The following is a 14,935-nucleotide window of genomic DNA, read 5'->3' on the forward strand; positions in this document are numbered from 1 at the left end:
CGTCCCGGCGCCAGCCGGGACGACGTAGCGGCTCAACGCTGCACCATCCGTGCAAACCATCCCCAGCCTCGCACCCGCTCGGCAATCAGCTTGGCACTGGTCAGCATCGGCACCGCCAGCAGTGTGCCGAGAACCACCCCACGGCTAGCCCTGATCAACAACCAATCGGGATCTTGATCGGACTGATGCGTATACGCCGCCCAAAGATCATCGGGAGTGAGGTTGCCTTCGACCGCGTTGATCTCCTCGAAGCATGGCGTCGGCAGCAAGGCGTGCTGCATATCGTGGAAATGCATCAGGCTTGCCAGCAACAGCGTAGTGGTGAAAATCGAGCTCACGTGCGAAATGAAATTCGCCCATAAGTTCCAGAGTCAGAGTGCCCCTTCAGTTTCGTTATGTATGTCGAGTGCTTTCTTGTCAGGCGGCACGTACGCAGCTTATGGCAATGTCCGATCAAGTAATCGCAGCGTACCTACATAAAGGTCTATCTTGGCCCAAATACGATTCAACCTTCATTGGAGTAGCCAAAATCTATAAACGGAGGAACAGATATGAAAGCTCTGGCATATGCCATCTTCGGCATCAGTTTTGCTCTAGCAGGAAGCGTCGCAGCGAATACTTCACAAGATAGTGTCAATATGAAGACCTCGGTAGTTGATGAACCGAAAATGACGAACGGTCAAATAGACCTGGCTACCGCCCCGATTGCATCCAAAGAACAGTTGCAGGCACATTTGGCTTCGACGCCAACATCACCCATCAATAAGCTGTCTCCAAGTGCACGGTTCAATTTTCTGAATTCGCTTGTTTTCACGCAGCGAGGTCTTGCTTCCTACTCTTATATCGACCTGGCAGGACTGCCAGTATCCGATGCATACAGCATATTGAGCCTTTTTGGTGCGCAATCAACGGTTGGCTTCATCCCCGACTTGCGGACGGATTCCGCACTAGATCAGTCCATCCTCGATAGAGCACAAAGTGAATCGACAAGTGGTTTCGTTCATCCAATGGCACAGCCCAAGGATCAGGTGTGTCACGTTGGGCCTAATGGCAGTGGGTGTGCGAGCAAGTACGGTTCATTGTGCATGGACGGTTGCTAAGCATGGAAGGTTGCTAAGCGATCGTAGGCCGAGCATGCATCAGCGTTGCTATGACGCTGATGCATCGAGTAGTTCCAACCATTATTAATCATTACCACGTGCCCATGCTGGCTCTTACAGTATTAAGTTTCGCGCTGACAGGGCGTCCACTGCTCTCACCGGCTGCATCCTTATCAGACTTCTCAGCAATCAGCTCCGATGGAGTGATGGATGCAAAGCAAAAGGCAAGGGCGATTGCTAAGTTATACGGTGAACGCATTTCACCGATTCGAGAAAACTTATCTAGGCTCAGCAACTCTGATTTACATGCTGCATTTATCGTATCAAGTATGACCTATTTTTATTCGCAGGCGGCAAATGAAGGGCAAAAGCTTATGTACCTAAATGATCTAAAGATGTATTCAATAGAGCTTGATAAAAGAAAAGCATTGACGAGCATCGAAGTTAGCGAACAGTACTTGAATCTTGTCGCGGGCAGGCAATTCGAAGACGCCGAGGACCTCCGGCAATTGCATCCGAACATCAAGTTGCCGGAACTCCCCCGAATCGACATAGCAAGCGATTTCAATGCTTCCAAGCCAGGTCTGTATAGCTTAACTGGCGAAAAGAATGGACTGATGCTTCGCAATGTAAACGTTAATTCGAGATATTTCATTCTTGTAGTAGCGCAATGTCATGTCGCAAGAGATGCGGCATCGGCAATTCTAGGCGACGAAACATTATCTGGCGCCTTCAAGAAGGGAAATGCTGTATGGCTTAGTAGTGCAGGCGAGCAACTTGATATCGAAAAATTGAAGGAGTGGAGTGAATCGTTCCCTTCTCAACCTATAGCCATTGCTTACGACAACATTGCCTGGATGGGTGTGGACTTCTCATTTAGCCCGACTTTCTATTTCTATCGAGATGGGGTCGTTATTGGAAAGCATGTGGGTTGGTCGCCTAGCACGGGTAAAGCGAAACTAATTGAGCTGCTTAGACTCCAGGGCGTGCTCGATTAAAGGTCCCAGGATACATTCACATCGTTTGCTCGCGCAGGAAACACCTCTCTCTATTGCCACTGAAGGAAGCGCGCGCTGTATCACACGACGTTGGTTACTCTTTTCTAGCCAGAGCAGGCGGCCTTAGCGCTGCACCATCCGTGCAAACCATCCCCAGCCACGTACTCGCTCGGCAATCAGCTTGGCACTGGTCAGCATCGGCACCGCCAGCAGTGCACCGGGAATGCCCCATAGCCAGCCCCAGATAAGTAGCCAGATCAAAATGGCGATAGGGCTGATGCGCATGCGCCGCCCCAGGATCATTGGCGTAATCAGGTTGCCTTCGAAGGCGGTGATGCACGCAAAGCACAATGCCGGCAGTAGCGCGTGCGGCACATCTTCGAAATGAATCAAGCCGACCAGCATCAACGTGGTGGTGGTGACGATGGCGCCAAGATAGGGAATGAAGTTGGCGAACATCGCGACCGCTCCCCATAACAGCGGATCGGGCATGTGCAGCAGGAACAGCAGGCAGGCCGTCGTCAGGCCCAGCGTCGCGTTGATCACGACGGTAGTGAGAATGTAACGCGACACTTCGGTCTGAATACTGCGCACGATGCTCACCGCATGGCGCTTGTATCCGAAGTTCGGCGCGATCTCGACCAGGCGCCGCAAGATCAGGTCGCCATACACGAGAAAGAAATACACCAGCAGCAGGACGGTGAGTATCGCCGCGAGCGCTTTTGGTGCGTTGGCCAGCACATCCCACACGCTGATCGCGACATCGCCGGGATTCTGCCCGGCATTGGCCTGCGCCGGATGGCCGTTGACCAGCGTCTGCGTCGCGCGGCCCGCGGCCTCCAGCGGCCGGGTAAAGTGCTCGAGCTTCGGAATAAAGCTGCGAATGGCGGATGGTGCATCGTGCAGCCACGTCACCGCGGGTTGCGTCAGCATGCTGATGCCGGTGGAGATCGCGGCAATCAGCGAAATCATCAGCACACTGGCGCCGAGCCAGCGCGGGATGCGATGACGCGTACCGGCGGCGACGATCGGGTTCAACGCGAGCCCGATAAACGCGGCCAGCAACAGCGGGATCACCAGCTCGCGCACGATGGTGATGGTGTAGAGCAAGGCCAATATCAGCAAGGCGCTGAGCAGCATGCGGATCGCGCGCAAATGCCCGCGCAGGCGATACACACTTTGCGTGGCTTGCTTGACCTGTTTGGATATGAGGGGGGTGACCGGTGGACCCGGCGATGTTCCGGCTGCTGGCGCGCTGCTCGGCGGCGCCGCGGATTCGATACCGGTCATGTATCGCTGCTGTCGTTGTCGTTGCTGCCGTCGTCCATGCCCAGTTCGGCGATTAGCCGAGTGCCTTCCGCCACGAGTTGCGCCAAACCACCGCTGAGCATCGAGGCTAATCCGGGTACGCGCAACGCACCCACACCGAGGCTACCCAGCACAAAACCCGCGCCTGCGGCGGTACCCACCGTGGTGAGCGGATGCCGATGGCCGCGCTCCAGCAGCGCCGCGGCGGGCACTACCATTTCGTTTCGATGCGACGCTACGCGCTCGCGTGCTTTGCGGACCTTTTCCAGTTGCCTGAGCAAGCTCATCTAGCCCTCCCCCTTGCTGGCCTCGACATCCTCGTCGGCTTTTTTCAGTGTGTCACGCATGATCGCACGCCATTCCTGCCGCGTGGCGGGCAGGCTCATCCAATGCATGCAGCGGCGGAACAGCAGGATCGCGCCGAATAACGACAACGCTTCCAGCACCGCCAGCACCACGAACGCCAGGATCCAGGAGTTGAACCACTTCGCCAGCAGCAGCCCGATCAAGCCCAGCAAGGTCAAGCCAAAACCGACGCCTGTTACGGTGGCGGCGAGACCGGCCACCAGCATCCACGATACGGCGCTGCGTGCCAGCCCCAGCTCGGCGGCAAGCAGCTGCAGTTGCGCGCCGAACAGGTGGCGCACCGCATGCGCAAGCTGGCCGAGTTCGTCGAGCAGGCCGCTCGGCGGTGGCCCGGTGGGTGGCTCGGATGGTCCGGCCGTTTCGTCATCGCGCACGGTATCGTGCATCGCCCGCCTCCGTGCCTAAGGTCTGCACTTCAGCGACGCAGGATGCGGCCAAGCAACCAGCCCGCACCTAGCGCAATAGCGACTGCCTGCACGGGTTTCTCGCGCACGAACTCGCGCACTTCGTCCAGCCATTCGTCGGCGCGGTCTTTGGCCTGATCGTAAGCGGCACGACTGCGCTCTTTGGCCTCGGCCACCTTTTCGGTAGTGCGGTTGGCCGCATGCGCCGCCTTGTCGGTGGCACGATGCAGACCTTCTTCGACATGGTCGGCAGCACGGTCGAATTTTTCCTTGCTGCTGGCCACGGCTTCGGATGTGGCTTGCTTGACGCGTTCGGCATGCTGCTCGATACGCCCATGCGTAGCGTTTTCGTTCGTCTGGACTTCTTTGTTCATGACGTTCTCCGATTGCGAGGTATTCACTCTAGCCGGTTAACGAGCCGTTGGCTGAACCGAGACCGCGTCGTTCAGCCAATGCGTCGGAAGCATAGACCACGGCATGTGCCATATATCGTGCCGTCTGCGCGTGAAGGTGACGCCTTCAGGCCGGCACACTGGGGTTGAGACTGTACGTGCCGGTAAGCGTTGCCTCGGCCAGCACATGTCCCGTCATCGCCGCGCGCAACTCGGCGAGGGTAAATCCCGGTTTCAGCGATAGGTTTTCTGTGTCCAGCGCATGGATACGGAAATGATAGTGATGCACCAGCGTGTCGTTCCACGGCGGACAGGGGCCGTCGTAACCGAGGTAGGTACCGCCCATGTCCGCGTCGCCGGCAAACCAGTCGGTGTAGTTGTTGACGCCCTGTACGCTGCCGGGCGGTCCAAAGGGTTCCTTTTTGCCGTGCGGAGTGATTTCGTCGCTGCACGAACCCTCAGACAGTTCACCGCATTCGGCCGGAATGTTCGCCATCAGCCAATGCGCGAATTCGATCCGCGGCAAGTCGGCCGGAACCTTGCGGCCTTCTTGGTTGACGTCGTCGGGCTTGCTCGGCACGTCGGGATCGATGCAGGTGAGCACGAAGGAACGGGTGCCGGTCGGTGCGTTCTTCCAGGCCAGGTGCGGATTGCGGTTGTCCGATAACGCCACAGGCTTGCCCGGTTTACCAAACGCGCACGCCGGCGGGATCGGCTTGCCGTGCTGAAAGTTATCGCTGCGTAGCTGCATGAAAATCTCCTGGGGACGGGATCGGAAGCCTTTCACTTGGGGGCACGCAGGACGCGCCGCAAGTTGAGACGATTAGCTTACGCCCATCGCCATGATCCTTTCGCAACGGCTCTGCTAACGTAGCGATCTCGCAGGAGGATGCATGAGCGAACTGGATGATCTGAACACGCTGGTGCGGGCCGCAACACCCTTGCTAGTGATCGAAACGGTGGACGAACAGCGGGTGATCGACTGCTTTCAGCATGTGATCGCCCAGGCGCTCCATCCGCTCTGGCGCTGGACGCTTACCGACGGGCTGGAGCGGCTCGATTTCAATGGTCCGCGGGATCAGCAGATCGCACCGGACGCCACCGCGACGATGACGGCCATTCGCGAGGCCGAGCAGCCCGGCATCTACCTGCTGTTCGATTTCCAGCCCTGCCTGCAATATGCGATGACGCAGCGGCAAATGCGCGAGATCGTGCAACGGGAACGCTCGGCACCGCATACGTTGGTGCTGATCGGCGCAAAAGTGGAACTTCCGCAGGAACTGGACGCGCTGGCCACACGCGTGCCGCTTGCGCTACCCGACGTCAAGGAACTGGCCGGTATCATGCGCGGCGAGGCCGCAGCGTGGCAGCGCCAGAACAATCGCCCGCTGGAAGTGGACAACGATGCGGCGCGCACCATCGTGCGCAACTTGGTAGGTCTGACGGCGCAGGACGCGCGACGCATCGTGCGCAAGCTGATCTACAACGACGGCGCACTCAACGCCAACGACTTGCCCGAATTGATGCAAGCCAAGTTCGACCTGCTCAACCGCTCGGGCCTGCTGCATTACGAATACGCTACCGCCAGCTTTGCCGACGTGGCCGGCGTCAGCCATGTGCGCGATTGGGTGCAACGGCGGCGCGCGGTCTTTCTCGACCCCAACCCGTCGCCCGCACTCGACCCACCCAAGGGCGTGCTGTTATTGGGCGTGCAGGGATGCGGCAAAAGCCTGGCGTCCAAGGCTATCGCCGGTGGCTTCGGTGTGCCCTTGATACGGCTGGACTTCGGTTCGCTGTACAACAAATACCAGGGCGAAACGGAGAAGAACCTGCGCGAAGCGCTTTCCAGTTGCGAGGTGCTGGCGCCGTGCGTGCTGTGGATCGACGAGATCGAAAAGGGTTTGGCGGGTGGCGGCGACGATGGTGGCGTATCGCGACGCGTGCTGGGTTATCTGCTGACCTGGATGGCCGAACGCAAGGCCAAGGTGTTCGTTGTCGCGACCGCCAATGCGGTGAACGAACTCCCCGCAGAGTTGCTGCGCAAAGGGCGCTTCGATGAGATTTTCTTTGTCGACTTGCCCAGGACGGAAGTTCGCGCAGCGATCTTCTCCATGCATTTGGCGCGACGCAAACTCAAGGTCGAGTCATTCGATTTGAATGCGCTGGCGGAAGCGAGCGACGGTTTCTCGGGCGCTGAGATCGAACAAGCGATCGTCAGCGCGCTCTACGATGCCGGCGGCAACGGTGCGGCGCTTGATCAGCCGACTCTGCTCAACGCACTGCAGGTGACCAAGCCGCTTTCGGTGCTTATGCATGAACAGGTTGCCGCGTTGCGCGCCTGGGCGAACGGACGTTGCGTGCCGGCGGATTAAACGCCGGCACGCCTATCAACCTGCTGGTTTACCGCCTGTCGTGGGTGACGTCGCCTGATCGACCAGACGCTGCACGTCCACCCACGGCGTCGGACCTTCGTGCATGGCATACACCGTATCGACCTGCAGGTGCTCACGTGCCACGGCTTGCATCACTTCATACATCAGGTCAGGATCGTAGAGCGAATGATCGCTGTTTCTGGCCAGCGTGTCGCTGGCGTACAGCAGTTTGTATTGGGGGAAGTACACCATGTACTGGCGCTCGGTCGATGCGCCGCGCAAGGGATACAGCACCACGCGATTTGCGCCTTGGCCCACCTCCACGCGATCGCCCACGACAACCCAATGCGCTGCTTTGGGGTTGGCCTGCAGCGCGTCCGGCTGCAAGCGGTGCGGCGCGCTTACCAGGTGGTCAAGCAGCGGCTTGTTGAGGTCGAGCACATAGACCGGCACACCTTCGGCCACCGCCTGCCTTACGCCGGCCATATGCGGCCAGGAATCGGAGGTGCTGAGCACGCCTTTGATCGGTACACCCGGATAGTCGTTGCGCACCTTCGCGAGTATGCCCTGCACGTAGTTGCTGGAGATCGGCGCCTCCAGCACCAGCACGCCATCGTCTTGTTTGATCAGGGTGGTATTCCACGCGCCTTGGTAGAGTTCAACGCCGGGTGCAAGCTCGACGTGCTGCTTGTCGCTGAATACGCGATTCCAGCCTTTCGACTGCGCACTCTTGGCGGCGACGGCAGCATCCATCGCGAACATTTTCTCGTCGACGGCGACATTGAAAACCGGATCGAGCAGCTGGGTGGAGGCGTACCACATGCCATTACGTTGATCGATGCGATTGGTCGGAAACACCACACCTTGCACCACATGCCAGTTGTCGAAATAGATGCGCTGATCGACGTCGCCCCATACGAACCAGTAATCCTCGAAGGGGCGCGTGCGTTGCAGCGCATCAGGCAGATGGTTGTAGGCGTTGAGCAGCACTTTCACCGGCACGCCCTGCCACGTGAATTCGACCACGCTGTGCGGCGTGGCGCGCAGCCATTGCGATGGTGCGTAATGCAGGTCGGTGGCGGCCGCTGCGTTGAGCAGCAAACGCTCCGGCCCAAGCGCCAACGCGTCGCGCGTATCGTCGAGGTCCGATAGCGAACAAGGCGAATCGCCCTCTTTGCTCTGATAGACGCCACCTTGCGGCGTGGCGATCAGCGTAAGAGCGAGATCTGAGCTATGCGGATCCGCTTCGGGCCAAGTGATGTGTACGTCGCGGACAAGGCGCTGCTTGTCGAAGTCCACCGTCACCTTGTCGCGCTCGTACGCCGTAATGAACGGCTGTTGTCGGTACGATTGCTCCGGCATCAGCGCGTGGCCAATCGTTTCGTAGCTTGCGCTTCGAATGTTGGTCAGTTTTTGTTGCCCGCCCATGGCATCGATGGCTTGTTCGACGCAGGCTTTGGCGTCGATGTGATCGCAACCCGGGCGCCCTCCTCCTCTCACGGCGTCACCGTCTTGCGGCAAGTTCGCGGCAAGTGCCGGCGTCGTCCATGCCAGCGCCAGCAGAACCGGAAACACGGAAAACATACTGCGGTCGATGCGACGTTCCATTTCGACTTCCCTGACAGCGCCCGGCGATATACCTGGGCAATGCGGCGCACGTTACGCGCGTAACTCGTCACCTCCACCTGCAGGAAGTCACGTCATGAGGGTGTCTCTTGGCAGGGGTTGCCGCGTACGTGTCGTTTAGAAGCGGCGCAACGTTGCTTCGATCACGTCGGCGGCAGTTGTCGCGCCGTGTTCGGCTCGCACCGCTTCAGCGCAGCGCCAAGCGTGCTGGCCGTACTGCGCGTCGTCGAGCAGCTCGCGTAACAACGGCGTCGCCGCTTCGACGCTGTAACTGCTCGCGTGCAGGACATGCGCCACGCCCAGGCGTTGCAACCTGGCGGCGTTGTCGAACTGATCGAATCCGTGCGGCACGACCAGCATGGGGCGTCCGGCACGCAAGGCTTCGGTACTCGTGCCGATGCCGCCGTGATGCACGATGGCGGCGGCGTGCGGGAATACCGCCGCATGCGGCGCGTAATCGACGGCGCGTATCGTTGCCGGCAATGGTGCCGGCAATTGCGCTCGCACGGCGGGCGTACCGGTGAACAACACTGCGCGCCGATTCAGGCGTTCGGCCACGGTGATGCTCGCACGCAGAAAATCGGCACCGATATGCACCGCTGCCGAGCCCAGCGTAAACACCAGCGGTGGCGACCCTTCACGCAGAAAGTTATCCAGCTCCGCGTCGAGCTTTGCGCCCGGCTGCGCATAGTGCGCGAAACCCGTGACGTGCGTGTTGGCTGGCCAATCCAACTGTGGCTTACCGATCAACGGGGAGAACAGCGCCAACACGCCATCCGGCGAATGCTGTCCGCGATGGAACGGATCGCCGCCCGAGGAAACAGCCCGCAGGCCGAGCTCTCGCCGCAGTGCGCGCACCGGCGCCGTCCAGTGCCGCGTGCCCCACTCGAATAAGTGACGTATGACGCGAACGCGTCGCGGCGCATCGCGCGTCAGCGCATCGACCCAGGCCATGCCGGTCGTGGGCGGGTCATACGCGGAAACGAAACTGGCGGGCGCCAGCACCGCCGAGATCCATGGCAACTTGCCCGCGGCGCTCAGAGTTTCGCCGAGTATCTGGCCGGCGAAGGCAAGGCTTGAGGTGATGAGAACATCCGCGTCGTCGCAGATCGTCTTCAGCTTGGCGTAGCTCGCGCGCACGTCGCCGGCCGCCAGGTCGTGCACTACGAAGTGCGGGCCGCGACGATGATCAAACGCGCGCGCGGTGAATTGCGCGCGATCTTCCGGTTCCGGCATGCCGCTGGCATCGGCGAAGCGCAGACCGGCCTGTGCCACCGTCGCGCGATGCGTCGTGTGCGTGGCGATGGTCACGCGATGGCCGCGTGCTTGCAGCACTTGCCCTACCGCCAGGAACGGGAACAGATCGCCAAGCGAGCCGAAGGTGGTGATGACGATATGGGCGGATCGCATGCTTGGACCTTGCCAGGACGGCTATCTTTCAAGCATAGCGTGCGCGTTGACTTCTCTCCCTACGGAGAAAGAAAACGTCAGCCGCCGGCGTTCGCGTTGAAGCGCGCGGCGATGTAGTCGTCGCAAAAACTCGTCATATCCCAGCCGCGGATAAAGCCGCAGTGACCGCCGTAGTCGGCGATATCGAGCTCGACACTACCGGGTAGCTCCAGCTTTTCAAAAGCGGTTACCGGAATCACGGGGTCATCGCGCGCGGTAAGAATAGTGGCTGGGATCTGCATGGCAGCCAGCGCGCGACCGGCCACCGAATACCCGTTCAGATACGCTTCGAGCGAATCAAAATCGGTATGGCGCAATACCATCGCCTCGGTAAGTCCGCGCAGACTTTGTTTCAGTTCCTGCAGCTCGAAGTATTCGCGTTGCGGGAACGCCGCCTGCTTCGCGCGCAGCGAGTGCCGCCACTTGCTCATGAAATACGCCTGGTAGAACCACGGCGCGGATTCCTCCAGCGAAAACAAGCCTTCGCTAGGATCAATGATGGGGCACACCGCCAATGCGTAGTTCAGTGGAATGCCCACCGCCGGCGCACGAAGCGCAACGCGCAAGGCAAAATTGCCGCCCAACGAGAATCCTGCCAAGGCCATCGCGCGCGACGGCCAGCGCCGCGCGATATCGCCTACCGCATGTACGACTTCATCGATGCGGCACGAATGGAACAGCGCTTCGTTGAGCGCATGGCTGTCGCCGTGGTCGCGGAAATTGAGCCGGAAGATATCCCACCCGTCCGCCAGCAAACGGCTGCCCGTTTGCAGCACGTAGGTGGAATCCACACTGCCTTCCCAGCCATGGAACAGCACGGCCAGACCGCGCGAGGTGGCCTGCGCTTTCTGCGCGGTGAAGGCGCCGGTCAGACGCACGCCTTCGCCACCATCGACCACCACCGGTTGCGCACCTTCCAACACGTTGTAGGCGTAGCGCGGAAGCAGCGTGCGGCGTATGCCGCTGGAGGAAAGCATGGTTTGAATATGGCCGCTCTTGAGCGGCCAAGGAGGACGGAAATCGCGTCCTTGCGGTAGGGTCATGCCGCGCGATCCTCGAGCGCCGCAGCGATGCGTTCGCGCGCCAGATCGGCCATTCGCCGCCGGCCATCTACGGAAGTCTGGACCGGCTCGAGGAAGTGCACCTCGGCATCCATCGACGCGCCGCCGAGCATGCGCAGGATGTTCTGCATGAAGTTTTCGTGCTCGCGGAAACCCGCATCGATCACCCGCTTGCCGCCGCGCGCGAAGCGCAATGCGACAGGTTGCACAGGTACCCCGGCATCTACCGCGGCCTGGAAGATGCGCGCATGGAACACTTTCAGCACACCGTTGTGGCCGGTGCCGCCTTCTGGAAACACGGCGACGGAACGGCCTTCACGCAGACGCTCCACCATCACCTGCATCACCGCCGCGAGGGAATGGTTGCTGCCGCGACGATGGAAGATCGTGCCGCCGCTGGCGGCCAGCCAGCCCACCAGGGGCCAATTGGCGATCTCGGCCTTGGCCACAAAGCACGCGGCGCGCTGGCTGTGCAGCAGCTCGATGTCGATCCATGACGTGTGATTGGCGACGAACAGTACCGGATCTGCCGATGGTTGCCCGACGCGCACGGACCGCAAGCCGAACACGCGCATCAATCCGGTGGACCACGCGCGGATCATGCGATGCGTAAACGGTTCACGACCGTTCTTCATCACCGCATGGCGGTTCCAGGTGAGGATGAATCCACACAAAAAAATGCCGAGCACGATGTGCAGCAGCAACAACGGAACGCGCCACAAGTAACGCAGCGGGCGCAGCAGGTCTCGGTCCGGGACGGATACGGCTTCTATACTCATCAGCACATCATTTTAACGTTAGTCGCCGCTCAACGCTCTAGTTGGCCCAAAGGAAGCGAAGGCGAACGCTTGACGGTGCGCAGTACAAAGCTGGAATTGACATCGGCGACCCCGGCGTCGTTCAACAGCTGATCGAGCAGGAAGCGCGAGAAGTGCTCCAGGTCGGCCACGTAGACCTGCATGAGGTAGTCCATATCGCCGGTGAGGGCATGGCAGGCCACCACCTCGTCCCAGCCGGCCACGCGCTCCACAAATCGCTCGATGGCCGCCCCTTCGTGGCGAGCCAGCTGCACCCGCACGAACGCCTGCAAGCCCAGGCCCACCGCCTGGGGATCGATCTGGGCCGCGTATCCGCTGATCACTCCCTCGGTTTCTAGCCGCTGCAGACGGCGCAAACAGGCCGACGGCGACAGATTGACTCGCTCCGCCAGTTCCGCGTTGGTGACCCGCCCTTCGGCCTGTAGCACGGCCAGCATTCGCAGATCGGTGCGATCTAGATCAGCCAATGCACGATTCCTCTATAAATGTTCTGATCTTTGAATGAATATTGCACACATGAGGGTAAAGTCAACAATAAAACAACCACTGTGCATGGTCTGCGTCGTATGCTTTTGCTTGCCGCCCGGTCCTCGCCGGGTATCGAATGGCGTAGCCCGGAGCCTCCATGGAAAACAACACCCCTCGCCGCGTTGAGCACCATCAGACCGATCGTGGCTACGTACCGGTCTATGCCACCGGGGTGGTTGAGCAGCCCTGGGCCGACTACAGCCGCACCGATCACGAGGTGTGGGACACGCTGTTCAAGCGCCAGCGCGAACTGCTGCCCGGACGGGCCTGCAAGGAATTCCTGGCCGGCGTAGAGCGCTTCGGCCTCGGCGACGGCGGCATTCCGAAGTTCGCTGACCTCAACAAGGTGCTTGGCGAGACGACCGGCTGGGAGCTGGTCGCGGTCGAAGGTCTGCTTCCGGACGAGGTATTCTTCGATCATCTCGCCCATCGCCGCTTCCCGGTCAGCTGGTGGATCCGCAAGCCGGAGCAGCTGGATTACCTCAGCGAGCCCGATCTGTTCCACGACCTGTTCGGCCATGTGCCGCTGCTGCTCAATCCGATCTTTGCCGATTACATGCAGGCTTACGGCCGCGGTGGCATGAAGGCGTTCGCCATTGGGCCCGAGGCGCTGATGAACCTCACGCGCCTGTACTGGTACACGGTGGAATTCGGCCTGATCAACACCGACGAAGGCATGCGCATTTATGGTGCGGGCATCGTCAGCTCCAAAGGCGAGTCGATCTATTGCCTGGATTCGCCCGCGCCCAATCGCATCGGTTTCGGGTTGGAGCGCGTGATGAGCACGCGCTACCGCATCGACACCTACCAGCAGACCTACTTTGTGATCGACAGTTTCGAGCAGCTGTTCGATGCGACTCGACCTGACTTCACGCCGATCTACGAAAAGCTTAAGCAGCTTCCCGCACATACCGCTGCCGATGTGCTCGACAGCGATCGCGTGTTCAATCGCGGCACGCGCGAAGGCTTCGCCAGCAACGCGGATACGTGAGCGAGCCGACCGTCATTCGGGCGAAGACCGGAATGACGGCGCGGACATATCGCGCGAGCAGTCAACGCGCGTGCGCATCGACCCACGGCTTGATGATGCCAATCCACAGTTCATAGCCCGTGCGATTCATGTGCAAGCCATCCTCGACAAACCACTTGGGCTGCGGCTGACCGTCCGCGCCCAACATCGGGGTGAACACATCGAGGAAGGCAACCTCTTTCTGAGTCGCCGCATAGCTGCGAACGAGATCGTTGGCCTGCCTGATCTTCGGCAACAACACCTTGCGCGCCATGCTTGGTTTGATCGCGATGAAGGCGATCGGCACACCTGGATCGACGGATCGCGCTTTACGCACAAAGGCGGCGAAGTCGTCGCGCACCTGCTCCGGACGATGTCCATCCTGCAAATCGTTGTCGCCGGCATACATGACGATGGCGCGCGGATGATAGGGCGCCACGATGCGGTCGGCGAAATACGTGGAATCGCCCAGCTCCGAACCGCCAAAGCCGCGATTGATCGTCTTTACTTCCGGAAAATCCTCCGCGACGGATTTCCAATGCTCGATCGACGAACTACCAATGAACAACACCGCAGCTTGCGGCGGCGGGTTAGCGCGATCGGCAGCCTCGAAGGCATCCATCGCTGAATTCCATTGCGCATGGCCGGTTTCGGTCGCGCAAACAAGACACGATGTCAGTGCGAACAACAGCGATAACAGAATTCTCATGACGCTCCCGGGGATAGCTCTATAGCCAGCAACAGCCGGCGTAGATGATGGCCATGATAGTCCCGCTTCGCGTTCGACACGCCCGCGCCTGACATCAGCTGCGCTTCAACTCGCTCACTTCCAGCACTTTCGCTATGCGTTTGCCATCCCAGCGGTAGATCAGATGCTGGGCCTGTACGCAGGGTGCGACGACATCGGGATAAAACGCCGCCAGGCATTCGCCACCGCGATGACGCACGCTGTCGTAGACGATGCCGTTGGAGCCGTCGGCGCGTAGCACGCGGGCGAGTTTGACACTTGCGACGTAGCTATCCGGATCATGGGCTTCGTGCCAATCGTTGCGCAGATCGTGCAGCTTGCAGTCGACGCTGGTGCGATAGCAGCGCATTTCGATATCGCAGGCCGGCTCGGCGGTGGCGGCGAGAAAGCGCTCGCGGTGATAGACCGTTTCCTCCACGGCCGTGATGACGCTGCGCGCCGCATAGAACACGCCCCACGTGCCATCTGAAAATCGGCTGCCTTCCGGGTTGAGATGCGTGAACGCGGCCATCACCGGCGTCGAACCCGGGCCGCTGATGCGGCGCTCCTTCGGCACCAGCTGCATGGTGTTGGCTTCTTCGCGCAGGCGCGGGTTGGTCAGCGCTTCGATCGCGAACACGGCATCCAGATCGGCGGGATCGGCGATGCGGTCGAACAAGCCGGCAGGCGGAAACCGGCTCGGCACGATGCGATAAGCCTGGCTCCAGCGGATCCGTCGAATGGGGGGCATGTCGATAGGCATGGGCGTATCCCGCG

General features: G+C 60.3%; 17 protein-coding genes. 4 read left to right on the forward strand and 13 right to left on the reverse strand.

From position 1 onward, the window contains the following. Window positions 1-32: 32 nt before the first annotated feature. Window positions 33-338: a hypothetical protein gene (locus QQL64_RS01155; RefSeq protein ID WP_284395187.1), complete on the reverse strand. Its 306-nt coding sequence runs from the start codon at window positions 336-338 to the stop codon at window positions 33-35. A gap of 213 nt (window positions 339-551) precedes the next feature. Between QQL64_RS01155 and QQL64_RS01160 the strand changes: the two genes are divergently transcribed. Beyond that, window positions 552-1,100, forward strand: a complete 549-nt coding sequence (locus QQL64_RS01160) for a hypothetical protein (RefSeq protein WP_284395189.1) — start codon at window positions 552-554, stop codon at window positions 1,098-1,100. A 50-nt stretch (window positions 1,101-1,150) separates the two neighbouring features. Beyond that, a complete protein-coding gene (locus QQL64_RS01165; RefSeq protein WP_284395191.1) occupies window positions 1,151-2,098 on the forward strand; it encodes a hypothetical protein in 948 nt (315 codons plus the stop codon). A 123-nt stretch (window positions 2,099-2,221) separates the two neighbouring features. Here QQL64_RS01165 and QQL64_RS01170 read toward each other — a convergent pair whose 3' ends face one another. The 5 genes from QQL64_RS01170 to QQL64_RS01190 all read right to left on the reverse strand — a co-directional run bounded on the left by QQL64_RS01170 (window position 2,222) and on the right by QQL64_RS01190 (window position 5,319). Next, complete coding sequence (locus tag QQL64_RS01170; RefSeq protein ID WP_284395193.1) at window positions 2,222-3,388, reverse strand: AI-2E family transporter; 1,167 nt, start codon at window positions 3,386-3,388, stop codon at window positions 2,222-2,224. Then, window positions 3,385-3,693: a hypothetical protein gene (locus tag QQL64_RS01175; protein ID WP_284395195.1), complete on the reverse strand. Its 309-nt coding sequence runs from the start codon at window positions 3,691-3,693 to the stop codon at window positions 3,385-3,387. The genes QQL64_RS01170 and QQL64_RS01175 overlap by 4 nt, the downstream gene beginning before the upstream one ends. Further along, a complete protein-coding gene (locus QQL64_RS01180) occupies window positions 3,694-4,158 on the reverse strand; it encodes an ABC transporter ATP-binding protein (protein ID WP_284395197.1) in 465 nt (154 codons plus the stop codon). It lies immediately after the preceding gene. Window positions 4,159-4,187: 29 nt separating this feature from the next. Beyond that, window positions 4,188-4,550: an ElaB/YgaM/YqjD family protein gene (locus QQL64_RS01185; protein ID WP_284395200.1), complete on the reverse strand. Its 363-nt coding sequence runs from the start codon at window positions 4,548-4,550 to the stop codon at window positions 4,188-4,190. A 145-nt stretch (window positions 4,551-4,695) separates the two neighbouring features. Continuing rightward, window positions 4,696-5,319 carry a YbhB/YbcL family Raf kinase inhibitor-like protein gene (locus QQL64_RS01190; protein ID WP_284395202.1) on the reverse strand — a complete coding sequence of 208 codons (624 nt, stop codon included), beginning with the start codon at window positions 5,317-5,319 and terminating at the stop codon, window positions 4,696-4,698. A gap of 142 nt (window positions 5,320-5,461) precedes the next feature. Here QQL64_RS01190 and QQL64_RS01195 point away from each other — a divergent pair, with 142 nt between their 5' ends. Then, window positions 5,462-6,940 carry an AAA family ATPase gene (locus tag QQL64_RS01195; RefSeq protein WP_284395205.1) on the forward strand — a complete coding sequence of 493 codons (1,479 nt, stop codon included), beginning with the start codon at window positions 5,462-5,464 and terminating at the stop codon, window positions 6,938-6,940. Window positions 6,941-6,955: 15 nt separating this feature from the next. Here QQL64_RS01195 and QQL64_RS01200 read toward each other — a convergent pair whose 3' ends face one another. From QQL64_RS01200 to QQL64_RS01220, 5 genes are all read right to left on the reverse strand, one after another. Next, complete coding sequence (locus QQL64_RS01200; RefSeq protein WP_284395206.1) at window positions 6,956-8,548, reverse strand: MBL fold metallo-hydrolase; 1,593 nt, start codon at window positions 8,546-8,548, stop codon at window positions 6,956-6,958. A gap of 135 nt (window positions 8,549-8,683) precedes the next feature. After that, a complete protein-coding gene (locus tag QQL64_RS01205; RefSeq protein WP_284395207.1) occupies window positions 8,684-9,976 on the reverse strand; it encodes a glycosyltransferase in 1,293 nt (430 codons plus the stop codon). A gap of 77 nt (window positions 9,977-10,053) precedes the next feature. Then, complete coding sequence (locus QQL64_RS01210; RefSeq protein ID WP_284395209.1) at window positions 10,054-11,058, reverse strand: YheT family hydrolase; 1,005 nt, start codon at window positions 11,056-11,058, stop codon at window positions 10,054-10,056. Next, window positions 11,055-11,855, reverse strand: coding sequence for a lysophospholipid acyltransferase family protein (locus tag QQL64_RS01215; RefSeq protein WP_284395210.1), 801 nt, complete (start codon window positions 11,853-11,855; stop codon window positions 11,055-11,057). Before QQL64_RS01215 ends, QQL64_RS01210 begins: the two co-directional genes overlap by 4 nt. Before the next feature lie 29 nt (window positions 11,856-11,884). Further along, complete coding sequence (locus QQL64_RS01220) at window positions 11,885-12,361, reverse strand: Lrp/AsnC family transcriptional regulator (protein ID WP_284395213.1); 477 nt, start codon at window positions 12,359-12,361, stop codon at window positions 11,885-11,887. 158 nt (window positions 12,362-12,519) lie between these two features. Here QQL64_RS01220 and phhA point away from each other — a divergent pair, with 158 nt between their 5' ends. Continuing rightward, the gene (gene phhA / locus QQL64_RS01225) at window positions 12,520-13,413 is read left to right on the forward strand and encodes a phenylalanine 4-monooxygenase (RefSeq protein ID WP_284395215.1); all 894 of its coding nucleotides are present in this window, start codon (window positions 12,520-12,522) and stop codon (window positions 13,411-13,413) included. Between the two features lie 61 nt (window positions 13,414-13,474). Here phhA and QQL64_RS01230 read toward each other — a convergent pair whose 3' ends face one another. Further along, on the reverse strand, window positions 13,475-14,140 hold the full coding sequence (locus QQL64_RS01230) for an SGNH/GDSL hydrolase family protein (protein WP_284395217.1): 666 nt from the start codon (window positions 14,138-14,140) through the stop codon (window positions 13,475-13,477). Window positions 14,141-14,234: 94 nt separating this feature from the next. Further along, on the reverse strand, window positions 14,235-14,921 hold the full coding sequence (locus QQL64_RS01235; protein WP_284395218.1) for an RES family NAD+ phosphorylase: 687 nt from the start codon (window positions 14,919-14,921) through the stop codon (window positions 14,235-14,237). Between the last annotated feature and the right edge of the window lie 14 nt (window positions 14,922-14,935).

It is taken from the genome of Dyella lipolytica (genome assembly GCF_030160075.1).
GTDB lineage: Bacteria > Pseudomonadota > Gammaproteobacteria > Xanthomonadales > Rhodanobacteraceae > Dyella_B > Dyella_B lipolytica.